Raw genomic sequence first — 20,272 nt, forward strand, 5'->3', positions numbered from 1 at the left:
TCAGGTGCCTTCCCCGACCGGGCGGCGGGTCAGCATCCGGGCGAGCCGGGTACTCAGCCGAAGATCGGGTTCGATCTGTTGCGCAGGCATGGACATCGGGGCGACCGGCAGCGCGGCGGGCCCCTCAACGAGGTCTTCGGGGGCCAGTCGGCGCAGGGCGCTCGGCTGGTCGGTCAGCGCCGGCACGGCCGGCAGCTTCAGGTGTGATTTCATGCTTTGGTCCACTGATAGAGCCAGGTCTCGGATAGGTTCCGTCCAAAACCGGCTAGTGTCGCAGAGAGTTCCACCGGCGCTTCGCCATCGGCGGAAATATCCAGAACGAGACGCCAGACATTGTCCTGCTCGACCTTCGACAGGGCTTGAGTCACGATCTTGCCCTTGTTCGCGTGGGTGACCGGCTTGATCTCGTCGACAGCCGATGCGGGGAGGCGCGAAATCTCTCCGCCTTTGAAATCAATGACGAATTTCCGGGTTCCCTTAGTGTTCTCGACGCCCGACACGCCGCCGGTTCCGGCCCATGTCTGGTCGACATAGGCGCGTTGATCGCTCGGATCGGGGGGAAGGTCGCCCCATTCGAGGCGATAGGCGAATTCCAGCGCATCGCCTGCTTTTGCCGGAGCTTCGGGCACCCAGAACGCGACGATATTGTCGTTCACCTCGAGTTTCGAGGGAATCTCGACCAGGCGAACCATGCCCTTGCCCCAGTCGCCCTGCGGCGTCACGCGGACCGAGGGGCGGCGCTCGTAACGGGCCGAAGCGTCCTGATAGTGATCGAACTCGCGCTCGCGCTGATAGAGACCGAAGCTTTTCGGCGCGCTCTCCGCGAAATAGGAGGAGGCGAGCGTGTCGGGATTCTGCAGCGGCCGCCATAGCTTGTCGCCATCGGCCTGCTCGATCGCCAGCCCGTCGCTGTCATGCACGCGCGGGCGGTAATCGTCGAAATCGTGCCGGTTGCGCGGTCCGAAGAGGAACATCGAGGTCAACGGCGCCACGCCGAGCTGCTGGATATCCTCGCGGATGAAGAGGCGTGCGGTCACGTCGACCGCGGTCGCCTCGCCGGGCGTGATGACGAATTTGTAGGCCCCCGTCAGCGAGGCCGAATGCATCTCTGCAAAAACGGTGATCGAGTTCGCGCCCGAGGTCGGCGTCTCGACCCAGAACTGGGTGAAGCGCGGGAATTCCTCGGCGACCGAGACGCCGGTATTCACCGCCAGCCCGCGCGCGGAGAGCCCGTAGGCCGAGCCGCGCCCGAGCGCGCGGAAATAGGATGCGCCCTGAAACGCGATCAACTCGTCCATGACATCGGGGCGGTTGATCGGCGTATTCAGCCGGAAGCCCGCGATTCCCGGCAGATCGGCATGTTCGGGAACGATCTTGCGCGCTTTGCTTTGATAGATGAAATCGTCGGTCGAGAAGGTCATCGGGCGCGCTTGCCCGTTCTCGACGCTGGAGAGATGCACCGGCTCCTTGAAGAGCCAGCCCAGATGGAAGGCCTGCAACTCGAAACGCGTGTCCTCGATATTCTCGAAGCGCGACTTGTCCGGGTCGAAGCGGATCATCCGGTAGCTGTCGTAATCCAGCTTGCTCAGGAAATCGGCCGAGCTGGTTTCCGGCGGGACAGCTTCGCCCTTGGCGGCTTTCTGCATCCGCGCCGCGAGATCGTCGAAGGAAAACGGCGATTGCTGCGGTGCGGCGGGAGCCGGGGCAGGGGCGGTCGAGGGCTCGGCCGGGGCGGCGCTATCTTGCGCGAGCGCATGGTTCGGCCAGCCTCCCGTCGCGCCGAGCGCGCCAAAAGCGGAACCGGCGGCGAGGAGCTGACGGCGGGAAAGGCGGGGCACTTGCACAGTGCGGGAATGAGACATCTGTTTCCCTGCGATTACAGTCGCTTCGCACGGCCTCACAAGGGCCGTGCTGCAATTTGCATATCCACATGACTTGAAAAACTGCAAGAGGCGAAGCGAGGCCGCTGGGGCGGACAGGGCCGAGCCATGCGATTCTCGCATAACACCGCCCATCCATGCATCGAAAAGCGCAATTTCCCGCCGATTCCGCGACATTTCCGCCGCAGATTGCTGCGCCTGCAAAGGGCGCCGCGCGGGCGGGTCGCTGTCGCATTCGGGCGGCACCGGCACAATGCCTTGCGATTCTGGTCAGGAAACGTCTTCGTGAAGCTTGACAGCCATGTCCCCTGTGCGCAGGTAAAGTAAAGCTTGCGCGGGGGGAGAGTGCGGTCGCATCCATCGCCCCAAGGCCCGCCAGAGAACGGACCGGAGAGAAGATGTCGCCTGCCCTGATCGCCGCTTTGCCCTTCCTGGGCGCAGCCATGCCGTCGATCCTGATCCGCACCGGACGCACCAATGCCGCAGCGGTTTCGGCCCTGTTCACGGGGCTTGCGCTGCTTGGGTTGTTGCTCAACCTGCCGACCGTGATGGCGGGGGGTGTCGTCGAGACGAAGATCGACTGGCTGCCTTGGCTGGGCCTGAACGTGAATTTCTGGATCGACGGTCTGGGGATGCTCTTCGCGACACTGATCCTCGGGATCGGGTTGCTGATCATCCTCTACGCGCGGTTCTACCTGTCGAACAGGGACCCGGTTGGCCAGTTCTACACTTACCTGCTTCTGTTCCAGGGCGCGATGGTGGGGATCGTGCTGTCCGACAACATCCTGCTGCTGCTGATCTTCTGGGAGCTGACCTCGCTTAGCTCTTTCCTGCTCATCGGCTATTGGAAGCACCTGCCCGCGGGCCGTCAGGGCGCGCGCATGGCGCTGACCGTGACCGGCTTGGGCGGGCTCTCGATGATCGCGGGGATGCTGATCCTCGGCAATATCGCGGGCAGCTACGACATCTCCGAGATCCTGCAGCACAAGGACGCCATTCAGGCGAGCCCCTATTACATCCCGGCCCTGCTCCTGATCCTCGGCGGTGCGTTCACCAAATCCGCGCAATTTCCGTTCCATTTCTGGCTGCCGCACGCGATGGCCGCGCCGACGCCGGTCTCGGCCTATCTACATTCCGCGACGATGGTGAAGGCGGGGCTGTTCCTGATGGCGCGGATGTGGCCGGTGCTCTCGGGCACGCCGGAATGGTTCTACATCGTGGCGAGCGTGGGCCTGATCACCATGCTGATCGCCGCCAAGATCGCGATCTTCAAACATGACATGAAGGCGTTGCTGGCTTTCTCGACCGTCTCGCATCTTGGTCTGATCACCTTCATGCTGGGGCTGGGGACCGAGGCCGGGGCGCTGGCCGCCGTCTTCCACATCATCAACCATGCGACCTTCAAGGCGGCGCTTTTCATGTCGGCGGGCATCGTCGATCACGAGGCGGGCACGCGCGACCTGACCCGCGTCTCGGGGCTGCGCAAGCTGATGCCGATCACCTTCGTGATCGCGACCATCGCCGCGCTGTCCATGGCCGGGATTCCGCTGTTCAACGGCTTCTTGTCGAAAGAGATGATGCTGGAAGCCGCCGCCCATACCAAATGGCTCGAAAATGTCTGGCTGATCCCGGTTCTGGCGACCGTCGCGGCGCTGTTCTCGGCCACCTATGCCTTCCGCTTCATCAGCCACGGCTTCTTCGGCCCGCCGCCTCAGGATCTGCCGAAGACTCCGCATGATCCGCCTTTCGGCATGTGGATCAGCCCTGCCTTCCTGTCCTTCCTCGTGATCGCGATCGGCCTGTTTCCGATGGCGGTGGCGGGCGGTTATGTCCAGATGGCGACCAATGCGGTCGTCGGTGGCGGCTATCACATGCACGAGCTGAAGATCTGGCATGGCGTCACGCCGGCGTTGATCATGTCAGCCATCGCGGTCGCCGGCGGTATCGCGTTGCTTGCTGCGCATCGTCCCTTCCAGCGCCTCTGGGACACCACGCCGCGTCCCGAGGCCAAGGCGATGTTCGACTGGGTGATTGCGCGCGCGCAGGGTCTGGCGGGCTGGATCACGCAGGCGCTGCATAACGGTGCGATGGCGCGTTACCTGATGCTGTTCACGATCACCTCGGTCGGCGTCGGTCTTTACGCCTTCACGAGCGGCACGCTGGGCCCCCAGACGCGGGCGCTGACGCCGGTGAATGGAGCTGCGGTAACCTCGTGGCTGCTGTTGCTGACCGCGACGATGTGCATCGTCGCCTTCCATCACAACCGCATCCTCGCGCTGGTGCTGATCGGGATCGTCGGCCTGACCGTCTCGGTCTCCTTCATCTTCCTGTCCGCGCCCGATCTCGCGCTGACGCAGATCTCGGTGGAGGTCGTGACGACGGTGCTGATGCTTCTGGCACTGAACTTCCTGCCGAAGATTACCTCGATCGAGTCGAGCCGGATGAAGATCAGCTTCGATGTGGTGCTCTCGGTCGTGGCGGGCGTCGCGGTTTCGGGGCTGATCTACGCGCTGCTGACCCGCGATTTCGCCTTCCCGACGATGTCCGGCTACATGCTCGACAACAGCTACAACCTCGCGGGCGGGGATAACGTGGTGAACGTGATCCTCGTGGACTTCCGTGGCTACGATACGTTTGGCGAGATCACGGTGCTCGGCATCGCCGCGCTGGTGATCTTCGCGCTGACCGAGGCGCTGCTGCAGGGCGCCTCGTCGCGCAAGCTGATCGCATGGCGGCCCGACGTGCCGCGCGGCGGCGACAAGCACCCGCTGATGCTGCTGATCGTGACGCGGGTGATGATGCCGATCGCACTGGTCGTGGGCCTGTATATCTTCCTGCGCGGCCATAACGCGCCCGGTGGTGGCTTCATCGCCGGTCTGGTGATCGCGATCGCGCTGGTCACGCAATACATGGCCTCGGGCTTTGCGTGGACGCAGGCGCGCCAAAAGGTCTATTACCACGTGCTGATCGCGTCCGGCGTGCTGGTCGCAGGGATCACCGGGGCAGGGGCCTTCTTCAACGACATGCCCTTCCTGACCTCCGATTTCGGCTACGTGAAACTGCCCGGCCTAGACAAGTTCGAGCTGGCGACGGCGGCGGGCTTCGACCTTGGCGTCTTCCTTGGCGTCGTGGGCTCGGTGATGCTGGCGCTTGGCGGTTTGTCGCGCCTCGCACGCCGTGCCGCTATGGGTGAGGAAGGCGGCGAGGACGGTGCGCATATCGCCGCCGAGAAACCTGAAGCCCGCGTGCTCGCGCCACTCTCGGCCGGGCCATATCCACCGGACGCCAAAGTGCCCCGCCGCTGGTGGAAGACCGCCCGCGCCGCGCGCGAAGCCACCCAGCACGAACGTGACATCGTGCACGAGAACAAGAAGAACCACGGGGGCGATCACTGATGGAAGTGCTCGTTGCATCGGCCATCGGCGTGCTGACCGCCGCCGGCATCTACATGATCCTGCGTCTGCGCACCTTCCCCGTGGTGGTGGGCATGTCGCTGCTGTCCTACGCGGTGAACGTCTTCCTGTTCGCCACCGGTCGTCTGGTAATCAACCAGCCGCCGATCCTGCGCGAGGGCGTGACTTCCTATACCGACCCGATCCCGCAGGCGCTGGTGCTGACCGCGATCGTGATCTCCTTCGGGATGACGGCGGTGGTCGTTATGCTCGCGCTTGGCGCCTTCATCGAGGCGGGCAATGACCGCATCGACCTCGAGCAAGAGGAGGACGGCCGATGATGGAACATTGGATCATCGCGCCTGTCCTGATCCCGGCGATGCTCGCACCGCTGATCGTGCTGTGGATGCGCTACGATCTGGTCACACAGCGCGTGGCCTCGATCCTCGGCATGTCCGCGCTGGTCGTGCTGGCGATCGTGCTCATGACCTCGGCTTCGATGAACCCGCCCGAGGTCTACCGCCTCGGTAACTGGGAGCCGCCCTACGGCATCGTGCTGGTCCTCGACCGGCTGTCGGCGCTGATGCTGCTGCTGACCTCGATCCTCGGCCTCGTGATCGTGCTCTATGCGATAGGCTCGGGCTGGGACAAGCGCGGCTGGCATTTCCACTCGCTGATGCAGTTCCAGATGATGGGGATCAACGGTGCCTTCCTGACGGGCGACGCGTTCAACCTGTTCGTCTTCTTCGAGGTTCTGCTGATCGCCTCCTACGGTCTGATGATCCATGGAGGCGGGCGCGCGCGGCTGAAATCGGGCGTGCAATATGTCGTCTACAACCTCGCGGGCTCGACGCTGTTCCTGTTCGCGCTGGGTACGATCTACGCGACGGCGGGCACGCTCAACATGGCGGATCTCGCGGTGAAGGTCGCGCAGATGCCGGTCGAGCAGACGGCGCTGATCAAGGTCGGCGCGGCGCTGCTGATGGTGGTCTTCGCGGTCAAGGCGGCGCTGGTGCCGCTGCAATTCTGGCTGCCCGCGACCTATACCAACGCGCCCGGCCCGGTGGCGGCGTTGTTCGCGATCATGACCAAGGTGGGCACCTACGCGATCGTTCGCGTCTACACGCTGATCTTTCCGATCACCGGCACCACCGGCACGCTTGCGCATGACATCCTGCTGCCCGCCGCGTTCCTGACGCTGGCGATCGGGATGATCGGTATTTTCGGGGCGCGCGATCTGGGTCGCACGGTCGCCTATGCGGTGATCGGTTCGGTCGGCACGATGATGCTGGGCTTCGCGCAGTTCACCCAAGGGGCGACCTCGGCCGGTCTCTACTACATGGTTCACTCGACGTTGGTGGCCGCGGCGATGTTCCTGATCGCCGATCTCGTGCGCGAGCGGCGCGGCCGTTGGGGGCTCGGCTATACCGATGCGCCTCTGATGAAGAACCACGGGCTGATGGCCGGGATGTTCTTCGTGGGCGCGATCGCGATGGCGGGGATGCCGCCGCTGTCGGGCTTCCTCGGCAAGCTGATGATCCTCGACGCGACGCGCGGCCAATGGGCGCTCTGGGCCACGGTTCTCGTGACCTCGCTGATCGCCATCGTGGGCTATGCCCGGGCGGGTAGCCAGGTGTTCTGGCGTTCCTACGCCGTCGAGGCCGAGGAGGACGAGCTGCCGCCCGGGCCTAAGGATGCGAGCGCGCCGGGCCTCGCCTTCACCGCGACCGGTATCCTGCTGGCGGGCTCCGTGGCGCTGACCGTGCTGGCCGGACCTGCGAGCAACTGGCTGCAGGGCACCGCCGCGCAACTCTTCACGCCGTCGCAATATATCGACGCGGTTCTCGCGGGCGCCGAAGAACGCGCGCAGGAGGCGGCGAAGGTCGGCGCGCATGAGCATGGCCATATGGAAGTGAGCGAGGAGATGCAGGCGGAGGACGGGCATGGTGGCGACACCGGTGTCGCGGACCCGCACGCTGCCGACGGTCAACCGGCCGGTCAGACCGACACCCACAGCGAGACGGGGCAGGATGCCCCCGCCGCGGCGCATTGAGGGGAGCAAAGATATGATCCGCAAGATCCTTCCCCACCCCTACCTGACCGTCACGCTGGTGATGGTCTGGCTGATGCTGGCCAATAGCTACACGCTCAACTCGCTGGTCTTCGCGATCCTCGTGGGGCTCGTGATCCCGTGGATCACCGCACCCTACTGGCCCGCGCGCCCGAGTTTCGCGAAGCCGCTGAAGATCATCGAGTACATCTTCATCGTGATCTGGGATATCATCGTCGCGAATATCACGGTGGCGAAGATCGTCCTCTTCATGCCCAATTCCAAGCTGCACCCCGCCTGGGTCTCCGTGCCGCTCGACATTGTCACGCCCGAGGCGGTGACGGTGCTGGCGGGCACGATCACGATGACGCCCGGAACGCTGACGGCGGAACTGGCCGCCGACGGTCACTCGCTGCTGGTCCACGCGCTGCACGCGCCGGATGCCGATGAGGTGCGCGACGAGATCAAGTCCCGCTACGAGGCCCGCCTGAAGGAGATTTTCGAATGATCACCTATGCCCTGATCTTCGCCATCGCCTGCTATTCGATGGCGCTTCTGTTCAACCTCTTCCGGGTCGTCAAGGCGCCCGGCGTGACCGACCGGGTTCTGGCGCTCGACACGATGGCGATCAACGCGATCGCGATGATCGTGCTCTTCGGCATCTGGGAGGGGACCGCGCTCTTCTTCGAGGCGTCGATCCTCTACGCGATGACGGGCTTCGTGGCGACGGTTTCCTTCGCCAAGTTCATCCTGCGCGGCGACATTATCGAGTGAGGGCGTGATGGAACTGTTCTGGGATATCCTGATTTCGGCGCTGCTCGTGATCGGTGGCATCTTCGGCCTCGTCGGCAGCTTCGGGCTGGTCAAACTGCCCGACCCGATGACCCGGCTGCATGCGCCCACCAAGGCCGCGACGCTGGGCGTGGGCGCGATCCTGATCGCCTCGATGGTCTGGTTCGCGGTGAAGCAGGGCCACGTGACCCTGCACGAGCTGATGGTCACCATCTTCATCTTCCTGACGGCCCCGATCACGGCGCATTTCATCTCGAAGGCGAATATCTTCCGCGATTGGCCGCCCGAGAAACTGCCGAAACCCGCCGGCGAGGGCGACTGGGCGGTGCATACCGCCGATGCCGATACCTCGAAAGGCGAGCTGGCGGTCGAGCGGGAAAAGAACATCCCGCACGAGAACGACTGACGCCCTGACGCCGCGAAATGCTTTGACGTGGGCGTAAGCCGTGGCAGGCTGATCTCCGGAGGAGATTTCGGGAGATTTTTGCGATGCGGATGCGGCTGATGCTGTCCCATCTGTCGATCTGGGTGATGATCGCAGTCGTCGCTGCGGCGCTCTACTGGACCGCGCAGGGACCGTGGTGGCTCTGGGCGGTCGCGCTGCTCGGCATCCCGGCGCAGATGCTCAACGAATACGGGCTTCATCGCTACATCTTCCACATGACGCCCCCGAAACGGCAATGGGCCTTCAACTGGCTCTACCGGGTGCATTACGGACACCACGAATTCCCGACCTGTTGGCCGCTTCTGTTTGCGCCGCTCTCGGTGATCGTGCCGGTGCTCGTGGGCAATACCGCGCTTCTCTGGGCGGTGCTGGCGCTGATCGGCGCGCCCCATGCGTTCGACATCGCCGTGGCCGTCGTGCCGCTGGGTGGAGCCGCCACCTTCCTCGCGTATGAATGGTTCCACACCACCGCTCATGTGACGGTGAAGAAGACCGCGATCGAGCGGCATGTCTCGACGCTGCACAACCAGCACCATTTCCGCGACTTCTCGAAATGGTTCCACGTCACGGCAGGGGGCGAGGTGATCGACCGGCTGATGGGCACCGCGATTTCGCGCGATCAGCTCAAGACACAAAGCCGCGTCGAGTTCATCCGGACCCTCGGCCTGCGCCCCGATGATCCGCGCCTGATCGCGGCACGGGAGAAATTCGCGCCGCGCTTCGGGATCACCGAGGCCGAAGTCTCGCGGGCGGGTTATGTCGGAGGGGGCGCTGCCCCCGCGCGCTGACGCGCGCCCCCCGGGATATTTGGACAAGCCCGAAAAAGCGCGCGGTCTGCCTCTTCGGGCTTGCTGAAATATCCCGGGGGAGGCCGCAAGCCGGGGGCGGCGCCCCTTACAGGTTGTCAGTCACGCGGAAGCCTTCGGGGATCGTGTCGCGCCCCTCCAGCACCAGATCGACCATCACCTCGGCCACTTTCGGCGCCATGCCGAAGCCGATCTTGAAGCCGCCATTGGCGATGAAATGGCCCGGACGGTCGGGCCAGTCACCCAGCATCGGCGCGCGCGATTTGGCGCGCGGGCGCACCCCGGCCCAACGGTCGATCACCGGGGCCTCGGCGAGGGGCGGGCAAAGCGCGCGGGCTTTCTCGATCAGCGCGTCGAGCTGCGCATCGGTCGTGTCTGGGGCGGCGAATTCGCGCTCGGAGGTCGACCCGATCGCGACCGTTCCATCGGAATGCGGGATGATGTGGAGGCTTTCCGCGAAAAGCTGAGGCACGTCGCCAGCCGCGTATCTCAAGAGCGCCGATTGGCCCTTCACGCCGCTGCCGATGGTCTTGCCGACCACCGCGTTCAGCTCGGCCAGACCTTCGGCGCCGGTCGCGTGGATGACCGGACCAACCTCGTCGGCCTCGCCGATCACGATCTCCGCACCCATCGCTTCGAGCGCCGCGACCAGCGCGGCCCCGGCGGCGCGCGGATTGGCGCGCGCCGTGAGCGTGTCATGGATCACGAGCCCGGTGGGCGAGGGGGGCGCGAAGGCGCCGAACTCCGCAGTCTCGGCCACGCGCCATGTGGCGAAGCCCTGCCACAGCTCGGCCGCCCCCGCCGCGCGGTCCTTGGCGCGTGCGATCTGCGCCTCATCCGCCAGCGGCTGCAGCCGCCCGAGACGCGCATAGCCCGGATCGCCGCCACCGATGCGTTGCACCTCGCCCCAGAAATCCTCGGCCATTCGGAGACTCTCGAATTGAAACTGTTTCTTGGGGTTCCAGTTCTCCGGCACATGCGGGGCGAGCGCGCCGACATGGCCACCCGAGCTGCCCGCGCCGATGCGGCTGCGTTCGATGAGCCGCACCTTCGCGCCGCGCTTCGCCGCGACGAAGGCGATCGCGAGGCCGAAGATGCCGCCGCCGCGCACGGTTATGTCGTGTCTGCCGCTTGTCATTTCGCGCCTCCTGCTTCAAGGCTGGGCCGGAGACTGTGGACTATCCCCGATGAACGCCCCTGACCAGAGCAAAGCCGATCTCGATTGGCGCGATGACCTTGTGCCGGTCTCGCGGCGGTTCGACGATCCCTATTTCAGCCTTGCAGGCGGTCTGGACGAGACGCGGCACGTTTTTCTGGCAGGCAACGATCTGCCTGCGCGGCTGCAGCCTGGCTTCCATATCGCAGAACTGGGCTTCGGCACGGGGCTGAACCTGCTTGCGTTGCGGCTGGCCTGTCCCGAGGACTGCCCGATCCGCTTCACCTCCTTTGAGGCCTATCCGATGGAGGCGGACGAGATCGCACGGGCGCTGGATGCATTTCCGGAAGTTGCGCCCGTCGCCGGTCCTTATCTGCACGCCTGGGCTGCGGGACAGCGTCAGTTTCAACTCGGTCCGGTGGCGGTGGAGATCATCGAAGGTGACGCGCGCACGGCGCTTCCCGCTTGGGACGGCGCTGCCGATGCTTGGTTCCTTGACGGGTTCTCGCCCGCGAAAAACCCCGAGCTTTGGGGCGAGGGTCTGATGGCCGAGGTCGGCGCGCATACGGTGCCGGGCGGCACATTCGCGACCTATACGGCGGCGGGCTTCGTGCGCCGCGCGCTCGAGGCCGCCGGTTTCGAGGTCAGCCGTGGCCCGGGTTTCGGGCGCAAACGCCATATGTCGCTCGGGGTGAAACATGGTTGAACAATCGACCCGCCGCGGCATTGCGCTGATGGTCGCGGTGACCTTCATCTTCGCGATCCAGGACGGCATCTCGCGCCACCTGGCCGAGACCTACAACGTCTACATGGCGCTGATGGTGCGGTTCTGGTTCTTCGCCGCCTTCGTGCTTGCGATCGCGGCGCGCAGCCCGGGCGGGATCAAGCGGGCGACGCGCTCTGGCCTGCCTTGGGCGCAGGTCTTCCGCTCGGTCGTCCTGATCACCGAGGTGATCGTGATGGTGCAGGCCTTCGTCTATCTCGGGCTCGTCCATTCTCATGCGGTCTTCGCCTGCTACCCGCTTCTGGTCGCGGGTCTCTCCGGGCCGGTGCTGGGCGAGAAGGTCGGCTGGCGGCGCGTGGCGGCGATCGGCGTGGGCTTCATCGGGGTGCTTATCATCCTCAAGCCCGGTTTCGGTGTTTTCTCCCCCTATGCGCTGATCCCGCTGGCGGCGGCGACACTGTTCGCGCTCTACTCGCTGATGACGCGCTACGTGGGTCGGGTCGATCCGGCTTCGGTCTCCTTCTTCTACACCGGTGTGATCGGCGCCGTGGTAATCACCGTGGTGGGCATATGGCATTGGGAAAACATGATCCCATCCGATTGGGCGTGGATGGTCGTGCTTTGCTTCACCGCCGCGACCGGGCATTTCCTGCTGATCAAGGCCTATGAGGTGGCCGAGGCCTCCGCGATCCAGCCCTTCGCCTATCTCCAGCTGGTCTTCGCCTCGACCCTGGGCGTCGTCGTCTTCGGCGAGGCGCTGGAATGGAACGTGGTGATTGGGGCTGGGGTCGTGGTCAGCGCGGGGCTCTTCACCCTCTGGCGCGCGCGGGTGGCCCAAGAGGCTTAACCGCCTCTTTCGCTTTGGTTCAAATATCCCGGGGGAGGCCGTGAGGCCGAGGGGAAGTGCGCCTCAATCTTTCACGTCACCGCGCAGGATGTCGGTGAATTTCACCTCCTCCTTGCCCAGCCGCGCGCGGTAGGGCGGGATCGCCTCGGAGACGCGCATGACGTAGTTGCGGGTCTCGGTGAAGGGGATCATCTCGACCCAGTCGATCACGTCGACAGTCCCAACGCGGGGGTCACCGCGATCCTCTATCCAGCTTCGCGGGCGGCCCGGACCGGCATTGTAGCCCGAGGCGACAAGCACCGAGGATGCGCCGAACTCGTCACGCAGCTCCGCGAGATAGGCGCCGCCCAACCTGAGGTTGTAGGTCGCATCCGTCGTCAGCCGCGCCTTCTCGTAGGGCAGGCCGGTTTTCTCCGCCATCATCTTCGCGGTGCCGGGCATCAGCTGCATCAGGCCCTGCGCGCCGACCGGAGAGCCGACGCCGACCGCGAACTGGCTTTCACGGCGGGCGACGGCGAGGACCAGTTCCTCCGGCACGCCCAGGTCATGGCTCGTCAGGCCCGGGATCGGCCAGAGCGCCTGCGCGATGATCTCGCCCTTCAGTGCGGCACGTTTGCCGATGATCAGCGCGAGATAGGTGTCATCCTCTTCCAACGCGTATTGGGTCAGGGCGCCGAAATTGCCCGGGCCGAGGCTCTCCTCGAGGTGCAGCACGAAGCGCGCGCCCAGCTCGTTTTCGCCCGCCTCGTAAAGCAGTTGCGCGGCCTTGAAGACGGAAGAATGGCGCAGCTTGTAGCGTCGCCAGTCGGGCAGGTCGGGGCCCTTGGCGAAATTCGCTGGCAAGGGCAGGTTCAGCCGCTCGGCCGACAGAAGCCCGTAATAGGCGTCCTGATTTTCCGCGCCTTTGCGCCATGCGGATTTGGCTTCGTCGCTGCGGCCCAGAACCTCGAGCGCGCGGCCTTGCCAGTACCACGCGCGCGACGACGAGATCGGCCCGTCCACCGCTTTCTCGAGATTGTGAAAATGGCCGAGCGCCGTGTCGGCACGGCCCAGTTTCAAGGCGGCATAGCCCGCCACCCATTCGAGATCGGCGTAATCTGCCCCGCCCGGTTCCAAGTGGTGCGAGGAAGCCAGATCATAGGCGCGCTGGGTATTGCCCGCGCGCAGGTCCCAGCGCGACTGATAGCCGCGCAGCGTGGCCCAAAGGTCGGGATCTTCCAGATCGGTCGCGGATTTCGACCGCTCGAGGATCAGCTCTGCCGCGCCGTCTTCCAGCCCGGCGCGCCAGCGCCACATCGCGCGGTCGCGGGCAAGCCCTGCGGACCGCTCGACCATGTAGCCGGGGACGGCGGCCACGAGATCGTCCACGCCCTGCTCGCGCGCCTGCAGGGCGATCCGCGCCTCGGCGACGGCCTTGGTGCCGGGCGTGACCAGATCGATCATCCGGCGCGCATCCGACAGGTGACCGCGATCGAGCATGTTCTGCATCCGCCCGCCATGATCGGCGGAGATAAGCGAGGGATAGTCGGCAAGAAACTTCGCCTGCTCGTCTTCCTCCATTGGCAGTTGGCGCCAGGCGGTCTTGGCGACCTCGGCCGCCTGCGCCTTCTGCCCCAGGGCGAGATGCGCACCAATCAACGCCAGCGCGCCGGTGCCGGTCCGCGGCGGGCCGAGCTTGAAATAGGCGATCACCTCGCGCGGCGGGATGCCGTCGAGCTTGGCCTCGCCTTTCTCGCGCAGCCACGGCATGCCGGGCCAATCCGCGCGACGTGTGGCGAAATCGAGATAGTCGGCGAAGTCGCCCTCGCCATCGCGCAGGCGCTTCCACTCGATGACATCGAAGCCGAGGGGGCCCACGCGACGCGCGAGATTTTCGGCCTCGTCCCAATCGCCGGAATTGGCCGCCGCGAAGGCATCGGACAGCGCGGAACTCGCAGCGCGAAGCGCGGCCGGCGAGAGCGCGAAACTCGAAGCCGCAAGCGCGGCGAGGAACTGGCGTCGGATCATCATGGCTGCTCGTGGTCGCGGGTTTGTCCCTTTGCTACGGGCCTCTCACAGATGGGGATGAATCACAAGTTGGCAACAGCCGCGCAACCGCCTATAACCCGGCCGATTTCCGCCGGGACGACTCAACCCCCCGGCCCAACCAAAAAAGGAGCGTGTCATGTTCAAAGGGTCTCTTCCCGCACTGGTCACGCCGTTCAAGGACGGCGAGCTGGATCTGGACACGCTCAAGAAACTTGTCGAGTGGCATATCGATCAGGGCAGCCACGGCCTCGTGCCGGTCGGCACGACCGGTGAGAGCCCGACGCTGAGCCATGCCGAGCACATGACGGTCATCACCGAGGTCGTGAAAGCCGCGAAGGGCCGCATTCCGATCATCGCGGGCGCAGGCTCGAACTCGACGGCGGAAGGTGTGCGGCTGATCCAGCACGCCGGCAAGACCGGGGCCGATGCGGCGCTCGTCGTGACGCCCTACTACAACAAGCCGACGCAGCGCGGCATGATCGAGCATTACCGCGCGCTGCACGATGCCTGCGAACTGCCGATCGTGATCTACAACATTCCGGGCCGCTCGGTGGTCGACATGATCCCCGAGACGATGGGCGAACTGGCGAAGCTGCCGCGTATCGTCGGCGTGAAGGATGCGACCGGCAAACTGGAGCGCGTCTCGATGCAGCGCGCGACCTGCGGGTCCGATTTCATCCAGCTCTCGGGCGAGGACGCGACGGCGCTCGGTTTCAATGCGCATGGCGGCGTGGGCTGTATCTCGGTGACGGCGAACGTCGCCCCCAAGCTTTGCGCGGAATTCCAGGAGGCAACGCTTGCCGGCGATTACGCCAAGGCGCTGAGCTATCAGGACAAGCTGATGCCGCTGCACATGGCGATCTTCCTCGAGCCGGGCGTGGCGGGTGCGAAATACGCGATGTCGAAGCTGGGCATGTGCTCGGCCGAGGTGCGCCTCCCGCTGACCGAGTTGCTGCCCGAGACGAAGACCGCGATCGACGCGGCAATGGTCCATGCCGGTCTGATCTGAGTTTCGCCTCCACCGAATAAGAAAACGCCGGCGCGATAGGGTTCGCGCCGGCGTTTTTTTGTGTCCAGAAGCTTACTGCAGAGCGCTGCGCAGGTCATCCATCGCGATCGAGCTGTATTTCTGAGGCTGATCCGACGGGGTGGCCGCCGCGGGTGTGACGATTTCGGGCGCCGCTTGCTCGACCGCAGGGGCCGGCGGGGTCTGCTCGGCATTCGCTTCGAGACGCGGCCTCGTTGCCTCGGTCGGCGTTTTCGTGTCGGCCTCGGGCTGAATATAGGCGAGGGTGACGGTGATCCGACGGTTCGACGGATCGCGCGGATCGGCCGGCTTCAGCGGATCGGTATCCGACAGGCCCGAGACGCGGGTGACCCGTTCCGGGGCGACACCGGCGGCCACGAGCGCCCGGCGCGTCGCGTTGGCGCGGTCCGAGGACAGTTCCCAGTTCCCATAGGTACCGCCCGCTTTCTGATAGGGGACCGAGTCGGTGTGCCCCGCGATCAGCACGTCATTGGGCAGATCGGAGAGGGCGCGGCCGAGCTGATCCATCAGCGCCAGCGTGGGCCCATCGAGCTTCGCGCTGCCCGAGGCGAACATGGCTTTGCCCGCCTGATCCACGACTTCGATATTCAGCCCGTCCGGCGTGCGGCGGAATAGGACGTTCTGCTGCAGCGGACGCAGGTCCGGAACGCGCTGGATCGCCTGCGTGATCCGGGTCTGAAGCGTCTGGAAGCGGGCGTCGTCGACGGCATGCGGTGTGGCTGCAGCAGTCTTCGCGCCGGTTGTGTCGCCTGCCTCTGCCGTCGCCTGCACCGCGTCGGCGACTTTATTCGTCGTCGCGTCCGGCGTGGCCTCCTTGGAGCCGCCGGAGGCGTTGGCCAGCTCGGTCGAGGGGGCTGTCTCGCTCCCGGCGCCGGGATTGGCGGGAATCGTGTCGTCGGCGCGCGAGGCGTTCAGCACCCCTTTCGGCCCGATCGTCTCGCCGGCGAGGGGGCCGGTGCCGCCGGGGGCCTGCATCGAGACTTTCGCAGGGGCGAAGTAATCGGCGATCCCCGTGAGCTGGTTCTCGTCCGAAACGGAGAGAATCCACATCAGCAGGAAGAAGGCCATCATCGCGGTCATGAAATCGGCATAGGCGACTTTCCACGCTCCGCCGTGATGCTCGGATTCGTGATCGTCATCGCTCCGCTTCACGATGATCGGCGCCTGATTCGACCGTGCCATGAGTTGCCCTTTCCCACCTCGCTGGCAGGAGCCAGCAGTCTTCTCTGGGCATGCGTTTTCTGCAGCCCTTGAGTGTGGGTTGTCGGCTTAAAAATGGGCCAAAAAAGGGCGATAATCGTTCATGATCTGGAAACAAAGATGCTGGCCGACCGCTTTGGCATCCTGCCGAGAGTGGCGGAACTCGTGCCCGCCGACCCTTCCTCAGGCGTCGTGGAGAGATGCTTCGTAGTCGTCGCGGCTGTGTTTGCCCAATCCGACTTTCTTGGCATAGGCCGCTTTGCGGGCCGAGTAGCTCGGTGCGACGAGGGGCATGTCAGCAGGCAGGTTGAACAGGGCGCGATATTCGTCTTCGCTGAGCCCGTGTTCCGAGCCCAGGTGGCGCTTGAGCATCTTGAAGCCGCGTCCGCAGCACAGGCAGAAAACCTTGTCTTCGGTGACGGCCTCTTTCACGGGCAGCGCCGGTTGCGGCCGCGCGGGACTGGAGCTAGCCGTTGGCGCCTCTGCCGCGTGATTGGCGGCCGCGTTGTGCAGATCCTCGCCGAACTGCGCGGAGAGTTTCGCCACGAGGTCGACCACCTGATCCGCCGTCACATCCGAACGCGCGGCATAGGCCGCAGCAACTGTCGCGATAATGTTTGCTGCATCCGTGGGCCGGTCCTTCGACATCTGGTCTCTCCAATGCTTAAAGTTGCACTCTCCCCGGATTAGTAGAGAAAGTTAAGTGCGAGGCGCGTTTCTGTCAATGAACGCGTGAATCTGTGTTTGGGTTTCCGGAGAAAACACTGTTTCTGCACAGGATTGTTTCACTGAGTGCTTCGCCTGTCCTGTGGCTGCTCAATGGAGCTTGCCTTTTGTGCGCCATCGCTGCTTGGCGTATTGGTAGTTCGGCGCGGTCGTCGGATAATCCGGCGGAAGCCCCCATTTCGCGCGATATTCCTCGAAGGTCATTCCGAGTAGGTTTTGGAGGTGACGCTTCAACATCTTGATTGGGCGGCCCGTTTCCAGACAGATCAGTCGGTCTGGTAGGACGCTCTCCGAGATTGGCACCGCAGGGACGCGGGACGTCGCAGGCTCGCCGGACCGGTCCGGGGAATGTTGCGTCATGTCTATCCTCACATGTTTTTGTCCTACGGGAGAAAGATTGAAGGAATTCTTAAAGTTAGGTCAAAGAAATCAACTTTTCCCGCGAGACGTCACGAAGGCGCGGTCCATGTCAAATGACTGGTCGGGCTTGTCAGGTGTAAACACGTAAATTAGTTGCATAATGCAGGTAAAAAAATTTGAAAACGCGAACATGCCGGGGCAGGCGGATTTACGCTCTCTCCTTCAGCTTGGCGCTGCGCTATTCAAAAAAAGGGCTGCGCGATGGGGGCGGCGCGAAACCTAAGGTTCGCGTCGACGCGCAGTGAGATACGGGGAGTTGCCTTTTGTTTGGCTCGAGCGCCATGCGGAGACAGAACGTTATCGTCGTAGCGGAAGAAAACGCGAAGCAAGCCAAGTTGGCTGCCTTCTTTCTTGCGTGCTGTGGTTGGGGTTCCTTACCGTTCGCGACGGCGGTGGAGGCGGAGCAGTATATCCTGCTGCATGGCAATCCGTGCCTGTTGATGATCAGTCTTGCGCAGCCCGAGGGCGCAGCGGATCTGATCCGCACCTCGCGTGTCAGTACGCCCGAGAGCCTCATCCTTTTCGTCGATCCCTCGAGCGACGGAGTGTTCGCTGCCGAGATGATCCTCGCTGGCGCCGATGACGTGCTCCGGGAGCCCTATTCCGACAGGGAGTTGACGGCGCGCCTCTGGCTTCGGGCGGGGAGCAGATTGCCCATCAGTTTTCCGGGAGAAGAGAAGCGGGTCGCGCGCCTCAAGATAGACGAGGAAAACCGGCTCACCGGCCCGGACGCGACTGAAGCTGTCCAGCTGACTCCCATGGAGCGGGAGATCATGTGCGAGCTTATCCGCAGCGGCGGTCGAATCGTGACACGCGACGCGCTCTCGCGCCGCATCGACAACACTATGTGGGTCTATGGCGACCGGAAGTTCGACGTTCACATCACCAAGATCCGCAAGAAGCTGCGCGATGCGTTCGGCGACCGATATGTCGTCGAAACGGTGCGATCCGCCGGATACTCGTTCTATGAAATTCCCCTGCGAAAGCCCTCAGACTTTGCAACCTAAGGTTGATTCGTCGATCCTCCGAAACTGGTTTCGAGAGAGTGCCTGTCAAGCGCTGAATTGTTAACATCTCAGCGATTGATCGTGAGTACACAATTTGTAGCGGAACCGTCGACAAGCTGTGGATGATTGAAGTTGTAGCCACAACTTGTAGCGTAAGAGGCCATGAAAAATTGGGTCATCGACGCTTCTTTCGAGGTTCGCCTGGGGATAACTCGGCGCGGCGGCAAGTTGTCCTTTTGGGCAGGAACTATCCTTACTCGCCTTACAGTTTTAACAATCCTTAACCTTACGGGAAAGGGAATCGCTGGTAATCTGCAGCCACTGACTTTGGGGGACTTGGGGATTAGGGATGTCCATGAAAAGTAACAATTTGTTAGCGCAAATTTGGGAAGGCTCGGTGAAGCAAGTGTCAGCCGGAGCAGGTTCTCAGGGAAGTTTGGTGGCGGCTGCGCTTCTGCCTGCGCAGACCGTGGTGCTGCGTTCGACACACAAGGAAGCAAGCCTGCTCGTGCTGCCCGAGTCGGAAGAGCTTCTGCCGGGTATTTCGCTTGGCGACGTGCTCGTGGAAGAACTGGGTATCGAGGTGCCTTATGGAAGCCTCGTGGTCATCGAGCCAGCGAATGCCGCGGAGGTGAAGCATGGTTTTGGGGACCGCGCGATCAACCTCCGCCTGCCGGCCATGGCGTCGCGGCCCCGGAGCGAGTTCTCGGTGCACGAAGATGCGCGCGATTGCAGCGCAACCGCGATGGGCGGCTATCTCTGAACGTGAGTACAGTGCCGAAAGCTCGGTATGAACGCGCTGCTCGGCGGGTGGGCCGTGCAACCGCGACATCGTTGGAAATACGAAGCGCCGCCCTTGGGGCGGCGCTGCCTTTTGGGGCGTTAATCTAGGGTTAACCAGAAAACACCGCGATTAACTCGCTTTTAATCAAGTAAAGCTTTCTCCAAACAGGGCGCCGTGGTCTTCTGTTCAGCAAGAATAGAGTGAATAGAGGCGGGTAATGTTTGCATTGAGCTTTCGTGCTGCACTTGATGCGCCGTTTCTCGATGTCGAAGAAGAGCGGCAGGCGATCTCCCGGTGGCAGGAATACGGAGATCAGAACTCGCTTGAAATTCTGCTGCGGTCGCATGTCCGGCAGGCCTACGCGCAGGCGCGTCGCTGGGCGTCCAATCCGGTCGAGCTCGAAGACCTCGTGGCCGAAGGGATCATCGGTCTGATGCGCGCCGCCGAACGGTTCGATCTGACGCAGGATGTCCGGTTCTCGACCTACTCGCATTGGTGGGTGATGACTTGCGTGCTGAACGCCCTCGCCCGGATCAAAACGGTGATCGACGTGCCGGCGCGGGTCTATCTCGATGCGCGGATGGGGCGGCTCGACAACCCCGAGGCGAGCCAGCTTCTGACCGGTCTCGTCGCTTTGGACGCCAAATCCTTCGATGACAGTGACGCCGACCTGATGGAGATGATGCCCAGCCCCGATCTCACACCCGAGGAACAGACGCTGGCGTCCTCCGCCGCGCAGGCTGCACATGAGGTGCTGAGCAGTGCGCTGGATGATCTGGACGCGCCGGATCGCGAGATCGTTTTGCGGCGCAAATTGCAGACACCGCCGGAGTCGCTCGACGATCTGGCCCGTGATCTTGGAATCAGCCGTGAGCGTGCCCGACAGGTCGAGAAGCGTGCGCTCCTCCGGCTGAAGCGGTGTCTCGAAAAACGCGGCTTCAGCCCCGCGATGCTGAACTGAGGAGAA

At 63.9% G+C, this 20,272-nt stretch carries 20 protein-coding genes; 13 read left to right on the forward strand and 7 right to left on the reverse strand.

Annotated features, from left to right (window positions below):
- Together BMG03_RS03125 and BMG03_RS03130 are read right to left on the reverse strand one after the other, a co-directional pair.
- Entirely contained in the window at positions 1-213 is a 213-nt protein-coding gene (locus BMG03_RS03125; protein WP_075775816.1) for a hypothetical protein, read from the reverse strand.
- A complete protein-coding gene (locus BMG03_RS03130) occupies positions 210-1,862 on the reverse strand; it encodes an OpgD/OpgG family glucan biosynthesis protein (RefSeq protein ID WP_075775817.1) in 1,653 nt (550 codons plus the stop codon). The genes BMG03_RS03125 and BMG03_RS03130 overlap by 4 nt, the downstream gene beginning before the upstream one ends.
- A gap of 416 nt (positions 1,863-2,278) precedes the next feature.
- Between BMG03_RS03130 and BMG03_RS03135 the strand changes: the two genes are divergently transcribed.
- From BMG03_RS03135 to BMG03_RS03165, 7 genes are all read left to right on the forward strand, one after another.
- Positions 2,279-5,275, forward strand: a complete 2,997-nt coding sequence (locus BMG03_RS03135) for a monovalent cation/H+ antiporter subunit A (RefSeq protein ID WP_075775818.1) — start codon at positions 2,279-2,281, stop codon at positions 5,273-5,275.
- The gene (locus BMG03_RS03140; protein ID WP_075775819.1) at positions 5,275-5,613 is read left to right on the forward strand and encodes a Na+/H+ antiporter subunit C; all 339 of its coding nucleotides are present in this window, start codon (positions 5,275-5,277) and stop codon (positions 5,611-5,613) included. The genes BMG03_RS03135 and BMG03_RS03140 overlap by 1 nt, the downstream gene beginning before the upstream one ends.
- A complete protein-coding gene (locus BMG03_RS03145) occupies positions 5,613-7,325 on the forward strand; it encodes a monovalent cation/H+ antiporter subunit D (protein ID WP_077701353.1) in 1,713 nt (570 codons plus the stop codon). The genes BMG03_RS03140 and BMG03_RS03145 overlap by 1 nt, the downstream gene beginning before the upstream one ends.
- Before the next feature lie 13 nt (positions 7,326-7,338).
- Positions 7,339-7,830 carry a Na+/H+ antiporter subunit E gene (locus BMG03_RS03150; protein ID WP_075776007.1) on the forward strand — a complete coding sequence of 164 codons (492 nt, stop codon included), beginning with the start codon at positions 7,339-7,341 and terminating at the stop codon, positions 7,828-7,830.
- Positions 7,827-8,096: a K+/H+ antiporter subunit F gene (locus BMG03_RS03155; protein ID WP_075775821.1), complete on the forward strand. Its 270-nt coding sequence runs from the start codon at positions 7,827-7,829 to the stop codon at positions 8,094-8,096. The genes BMG03_RS03150 and BMG03_RS03155 overlap by 4 nt, the downstream gene beginning before the upstream one ends.
- A gap of 7 nt (positions 8,097-8,103) precedes the next feature.
- Complete coding sequence (locus tag BMG03_RS03160; RefSeq protein ID WP_075775822.1) at positions 8,104-8,520, forward strand: Na+/H+ antiporter subunit G; 417 nt, start codon at positions 8,104-8,106, stop codon at positions 8,518-8,520.
- A gap of 83 nt (positions 8,521-8,603) precedes the next feature.
- Positions 8,604-9,347, forward strand: a complete 744-nt coding sequence (locus BMG03_RS03165; protein ID WP_075775823.1) for a sterol desaturase family protein — start codon at positions 8,604-8,606, stop codon at positions 9,345-9,347.
- Between the two features lie 106 nt (positions 9,348-9,453).
- Here the strand turns inward: BMG03_RS03165 and BMG03_RS03170 are convergent, their stop codons facing one another.
- Complete coding sequence (locus BMG03_RS03170) at positions 9,454-10,503, reverse strand: NAD(P)/FAD-dependent oxidoreductase (protein WP_075775824.1); 1,050 nt, start codon at positions 10,501-10,503, stop codon at positions 9,454-9,456.
- 49 nt (positions 10,504-10,552) lie between these two features.
- Between BMG03_RS03170 and mnmC2 the strand changes: the two genes are divergently transcribed.
- A complete protein-coding gene (gene mnmC2 / locus BMG03_RS03175) occupies positions 10,553-11,227 on the forward strand; it encodes a tRNA (5-methylaminomethyl-2-thiouridine)(34)-methyltransferase MnmC2 (RefSeq protein WP_075775825.1) in 675 nt (224 codons plus the stop codon).
- On the forward strand, positions 11,220-12,092 hold the full coding sequence (locus BMG03_RS03180) for a DMT family transporter (RefSeq protein ID WP_075775826.1): 873 nt from the start codon (positions 11,220-11,222) through the stop codon (positions 12,090-12,092). Before mnmC2 ends, BMG03_RS03180 begins: the two co-directional genes overlap by 8 nt.
- A gap of 63 nt (positions 12,093-12,155) precedes the next feature.
- Here the strand turns inward: BMG03_RS03180 and BMG03_RS03185 are convergent, their stop codons facing one another.
- On the reverse strand, positions 12,156-14,102 hold the full coding sequence (locus BMG03_RS03185; RefSeq protein WP_077701079.1) for a lytic transglycosylase domain-containing protein: 1,947 nt from the start codon (positions 14,100-14,102) through the stop codon (positions 12,156-12,158).
- Between the two features lie 154 nt (positions 14,103-14,256).
- Here BMG03_RS03185 and dapA point away from each other — a divergent pair, with 154 nt between their 5' ends.
- A complete protein-coding gene (gene dapA / locus BMG03_RS03190) occupies positions 14,257-15,129 on the forward strand; it encodes a 4-hydroxy-tetrahydrodipicolinate synthase (protein WP_075775827.1) in 873 nt (290 codons plus the stop codon).
- Between the two features lie 72 nt (positions 15,130-15,201).
- Here dapA and BMG03_RS03195 read toward each other — a convergent pair whose 3' ends face one another.
- From BMG03_RS03195 to BMG03_RS03205, 3 genes are all read right to left on the reverse strand, one after another.
- Positions 15,202-16,350, reverse strand: a complete 1,149-nt coding sequence (locus BMG03_RS03195) for a flagellar motor protein MotB (protein ID WP_075775828.1) — start codon at positions 16,348-16,350, stop codon at positions 15,202-15,204.
- A 201-nt stretch (positions 16,351-16,551) separates the two neighbouring features.
- Positions 16,552-17,016 (reverse strand): Ros/MucR family transcriptional regulator, encoded by a 465-nt coding sequence (locus tag BMG03_RS03200; protein WP_075775829.1) that lies wholly within the window; start codon positions 17,014-17,016, stop codon positions 16,552-16,554.
- A 168-nt stretch (positions 17,017-17,184) separates the two neighbouring features.
- Entirely contained in the window at positions 17,185-17,454 is a 270-nt protein-coding gene (locus BMG03_RS03205) for a MucR family transcriptional regulator (RefSeq protein ID WP_075775830.1), read from the reverse strand.
- Between the two features lie 323 nt (positions 17,455-17,777).
- Here BMG03_RS03205 and BMG03_RS03210 point away from each other — a divergent pair, with 323 nt between their 5' ends.
- From BMG03_RS03210 to BMG03_RS03220, 3 genes are all read left to right on the forward strand, one after another.
- Positions 17,778-18,521 carry a response regulator transcription factor gene (locus BMG03_RS03210; RefSeq protein ID WP_075775831.1) on the forward strand — a complete coding sequence of 248 codons (744 nt, stop codon included), beginning with the start codon at positions 17,778-17,780 and terminating at the stop codon, positions 18,519-18,521.
- A 349-nt stretch (positions 18,522-18,870) separates the two neighbouring features.
- Complete coding sequence (locus BMG03_RS03215; RefSeq protein ID WP_141104932.1) at positions 18,871-19,284, forward strand: hypothetical protein; 414 nt, start codon at positions 18,871-18,873, stop codon at positions 19,282-19,284.
- Positions 19,285-19,522: 238 nt separating this feature from the next.
- Positions 19,523-20,266, forward strand: a complete 744-nt coding sequence (locus BMG03_RS03220) for a sigma-70 family RNA polymerase sigma factor (RefSeq protein ID WP_075775833.1) — start codon at positions 19,523-19,525, stop codon at positions 20,264-20,266.
- Positions 20,267-20,272: the final 6 nt, after the last annotated feature.

The sequence above is a fragment of the Thioclava nitratireducens genome (genome assembly GCF_001940525.2).
Classification (GTDB): domain Bacteria; phylum Pseudomonadota; class Alphaproteobacteria; order Rhodobacterales; family Rhodobacteraceae; genus Thioclava; species Thioclava nitratireducens.

What these genes read in the sequence shown, in the direction of transcription:
- BMG03_RS03170 (WP_075775824.1), bottom strand. Translation starts at nt 10,503, where the DNA reads ATGACAAGCGGCAGACACGACATAACCGTGCGCGGCGGCGGCATCTTC.
- BMG03_RS03130 (WP_075775817.1), bottom strand. Translation starts at nt 1,862, where the DNA reads ATGTCTCATTCCCGCACTGTGCAAGTGCCCCGCCTTTCCCGCCGTCAG.
- BMG03_RS03145 (WP_077701353.1), top strand. Translation starts at nt 5,613, where the DNA reads ATGGAACATTGGATCATCGCGCCTGTCCTGATCCCGGCGATGCTCGCA.
- BMG03_RS03180 (WP_075775826.1), top strand. Translation starts at nt 11,220, where the DNA reads ATGGTTGAACAATCGACCCGCCGCGGCATTGCGCTGATGGTCGCGGTG.
- BMG03_RS03125 (WP_075775816.1), bottom strand. Translation starts at nt 213, where the DNA reads ATGAAATCACACCTGAAGCTGCCGGCCGTGCCGGCGCTGACCGACCAG.
- BMG03_RS03160 (WP_075775822.1), top strand. Translation starts at nt 8,104, where the DNA reads ATGGAACTGTTCTGGGATATCCTGATTTCGGCGCTGCTCGTGATCGGT.
- BMG03_RS03205 (WP_075775830.1), bottom strand. Translation starts at nt 17,454, where the DNA reads ATGACGCAACATTCCCCGGACCGGTCCGGCGAGCCTGCGACGTCCCGC.
- BMG03_RS03195 (WP_075775828.1), bottom strand. Translation starts at nt 16,350, where the DNA reads ATGGCACGGTCGAATCAGGCGCCGATCATCGTGAAGCGGAGCGATGAC.
- BMG03_RS03150 (WP_075776007.1), top strand. Translation starts at nt 7,339, where the DNA reads ATGATCCGCAAGATCCTTCCCCACCCCTACCTGACCGTCACGCTGGTG.
- BMG03_RS03140 (WP_075775819.1), top strand. Translation starts at nt 5,275, where the DNA reads ATGGAAGTGCTCGTTGCATCGGCCATCGGCGTGCTGACCGCCGCCGGC.
- mnmC2 (WP_075775825.1), top strand. Translation starts at nt 10,553, where the DNA reads ATGAACGCCCCTGACCAGAGCAAAGCCGATCTCGATTGGCGCGATGAC.
- BMG03_RS03135 (WP_075775818.1), top strand. Translation starts at nt 2,279, where the DNA reads ATGTCGCCTGCCCTGATCGCCGCTTTGCCCTTCCTGGGCGCAGCCATG.
- BMG03_RS03215 (WP_141104932.1), top strand. Translation starts at nt 18,871, where the DNA reads ATGTCCATGAAAAGTAACAATTTGTTAGCGCAAATTTGGGAAGGCTCG.
- BMG03_RS03165 (WP_075775823.1), top strand. Translation starts at nt 8,604, where the DNA reads ATGCGGATGCGGCTGATGCTGTCCCATCTGTCGATCTGGGTGATGATC.
- BMG03_RS03185 (WP_077701079.1), bottom strand. Translation starts at nt 14,102, where the DNA reads ATGATGATCCGACGCCAGTTCCTCGCCGCGCTTGCGGCTTCGAGTTTC.
- dapA (WP_075775827.1), top strand. Translation starts at nt 14,257, where the DNA reads ATGTTCAAAGGGTCTCTTCCCGCACTGGTCACGCCGTTCAAGGACGGC.
- BMG03_RS03155 (WP_075775821.1), top strand. Translation starts at nt 7,827, where the DNA reads ATGATCACCTATGCCCTGATCTTCGCCATCGCCTGCTATTCGATGGCG.
- BMG03_RS03200 (WP_075775829.1), bottom strand. Translation starts at nt 17,016, where the DNA reads ATGTCGAAGGACCGGCCCACGGATGCAGCAAACATTATCGCGACAGTT.
- BMG03_RS03220 (WP_075775833.1), top strand. Translation starts at nt 19,523, where the DNA reads ATGTTTGCATTGAGCTTTCGTGCTGCACTTGATGCGCCGTTTCTCGAT.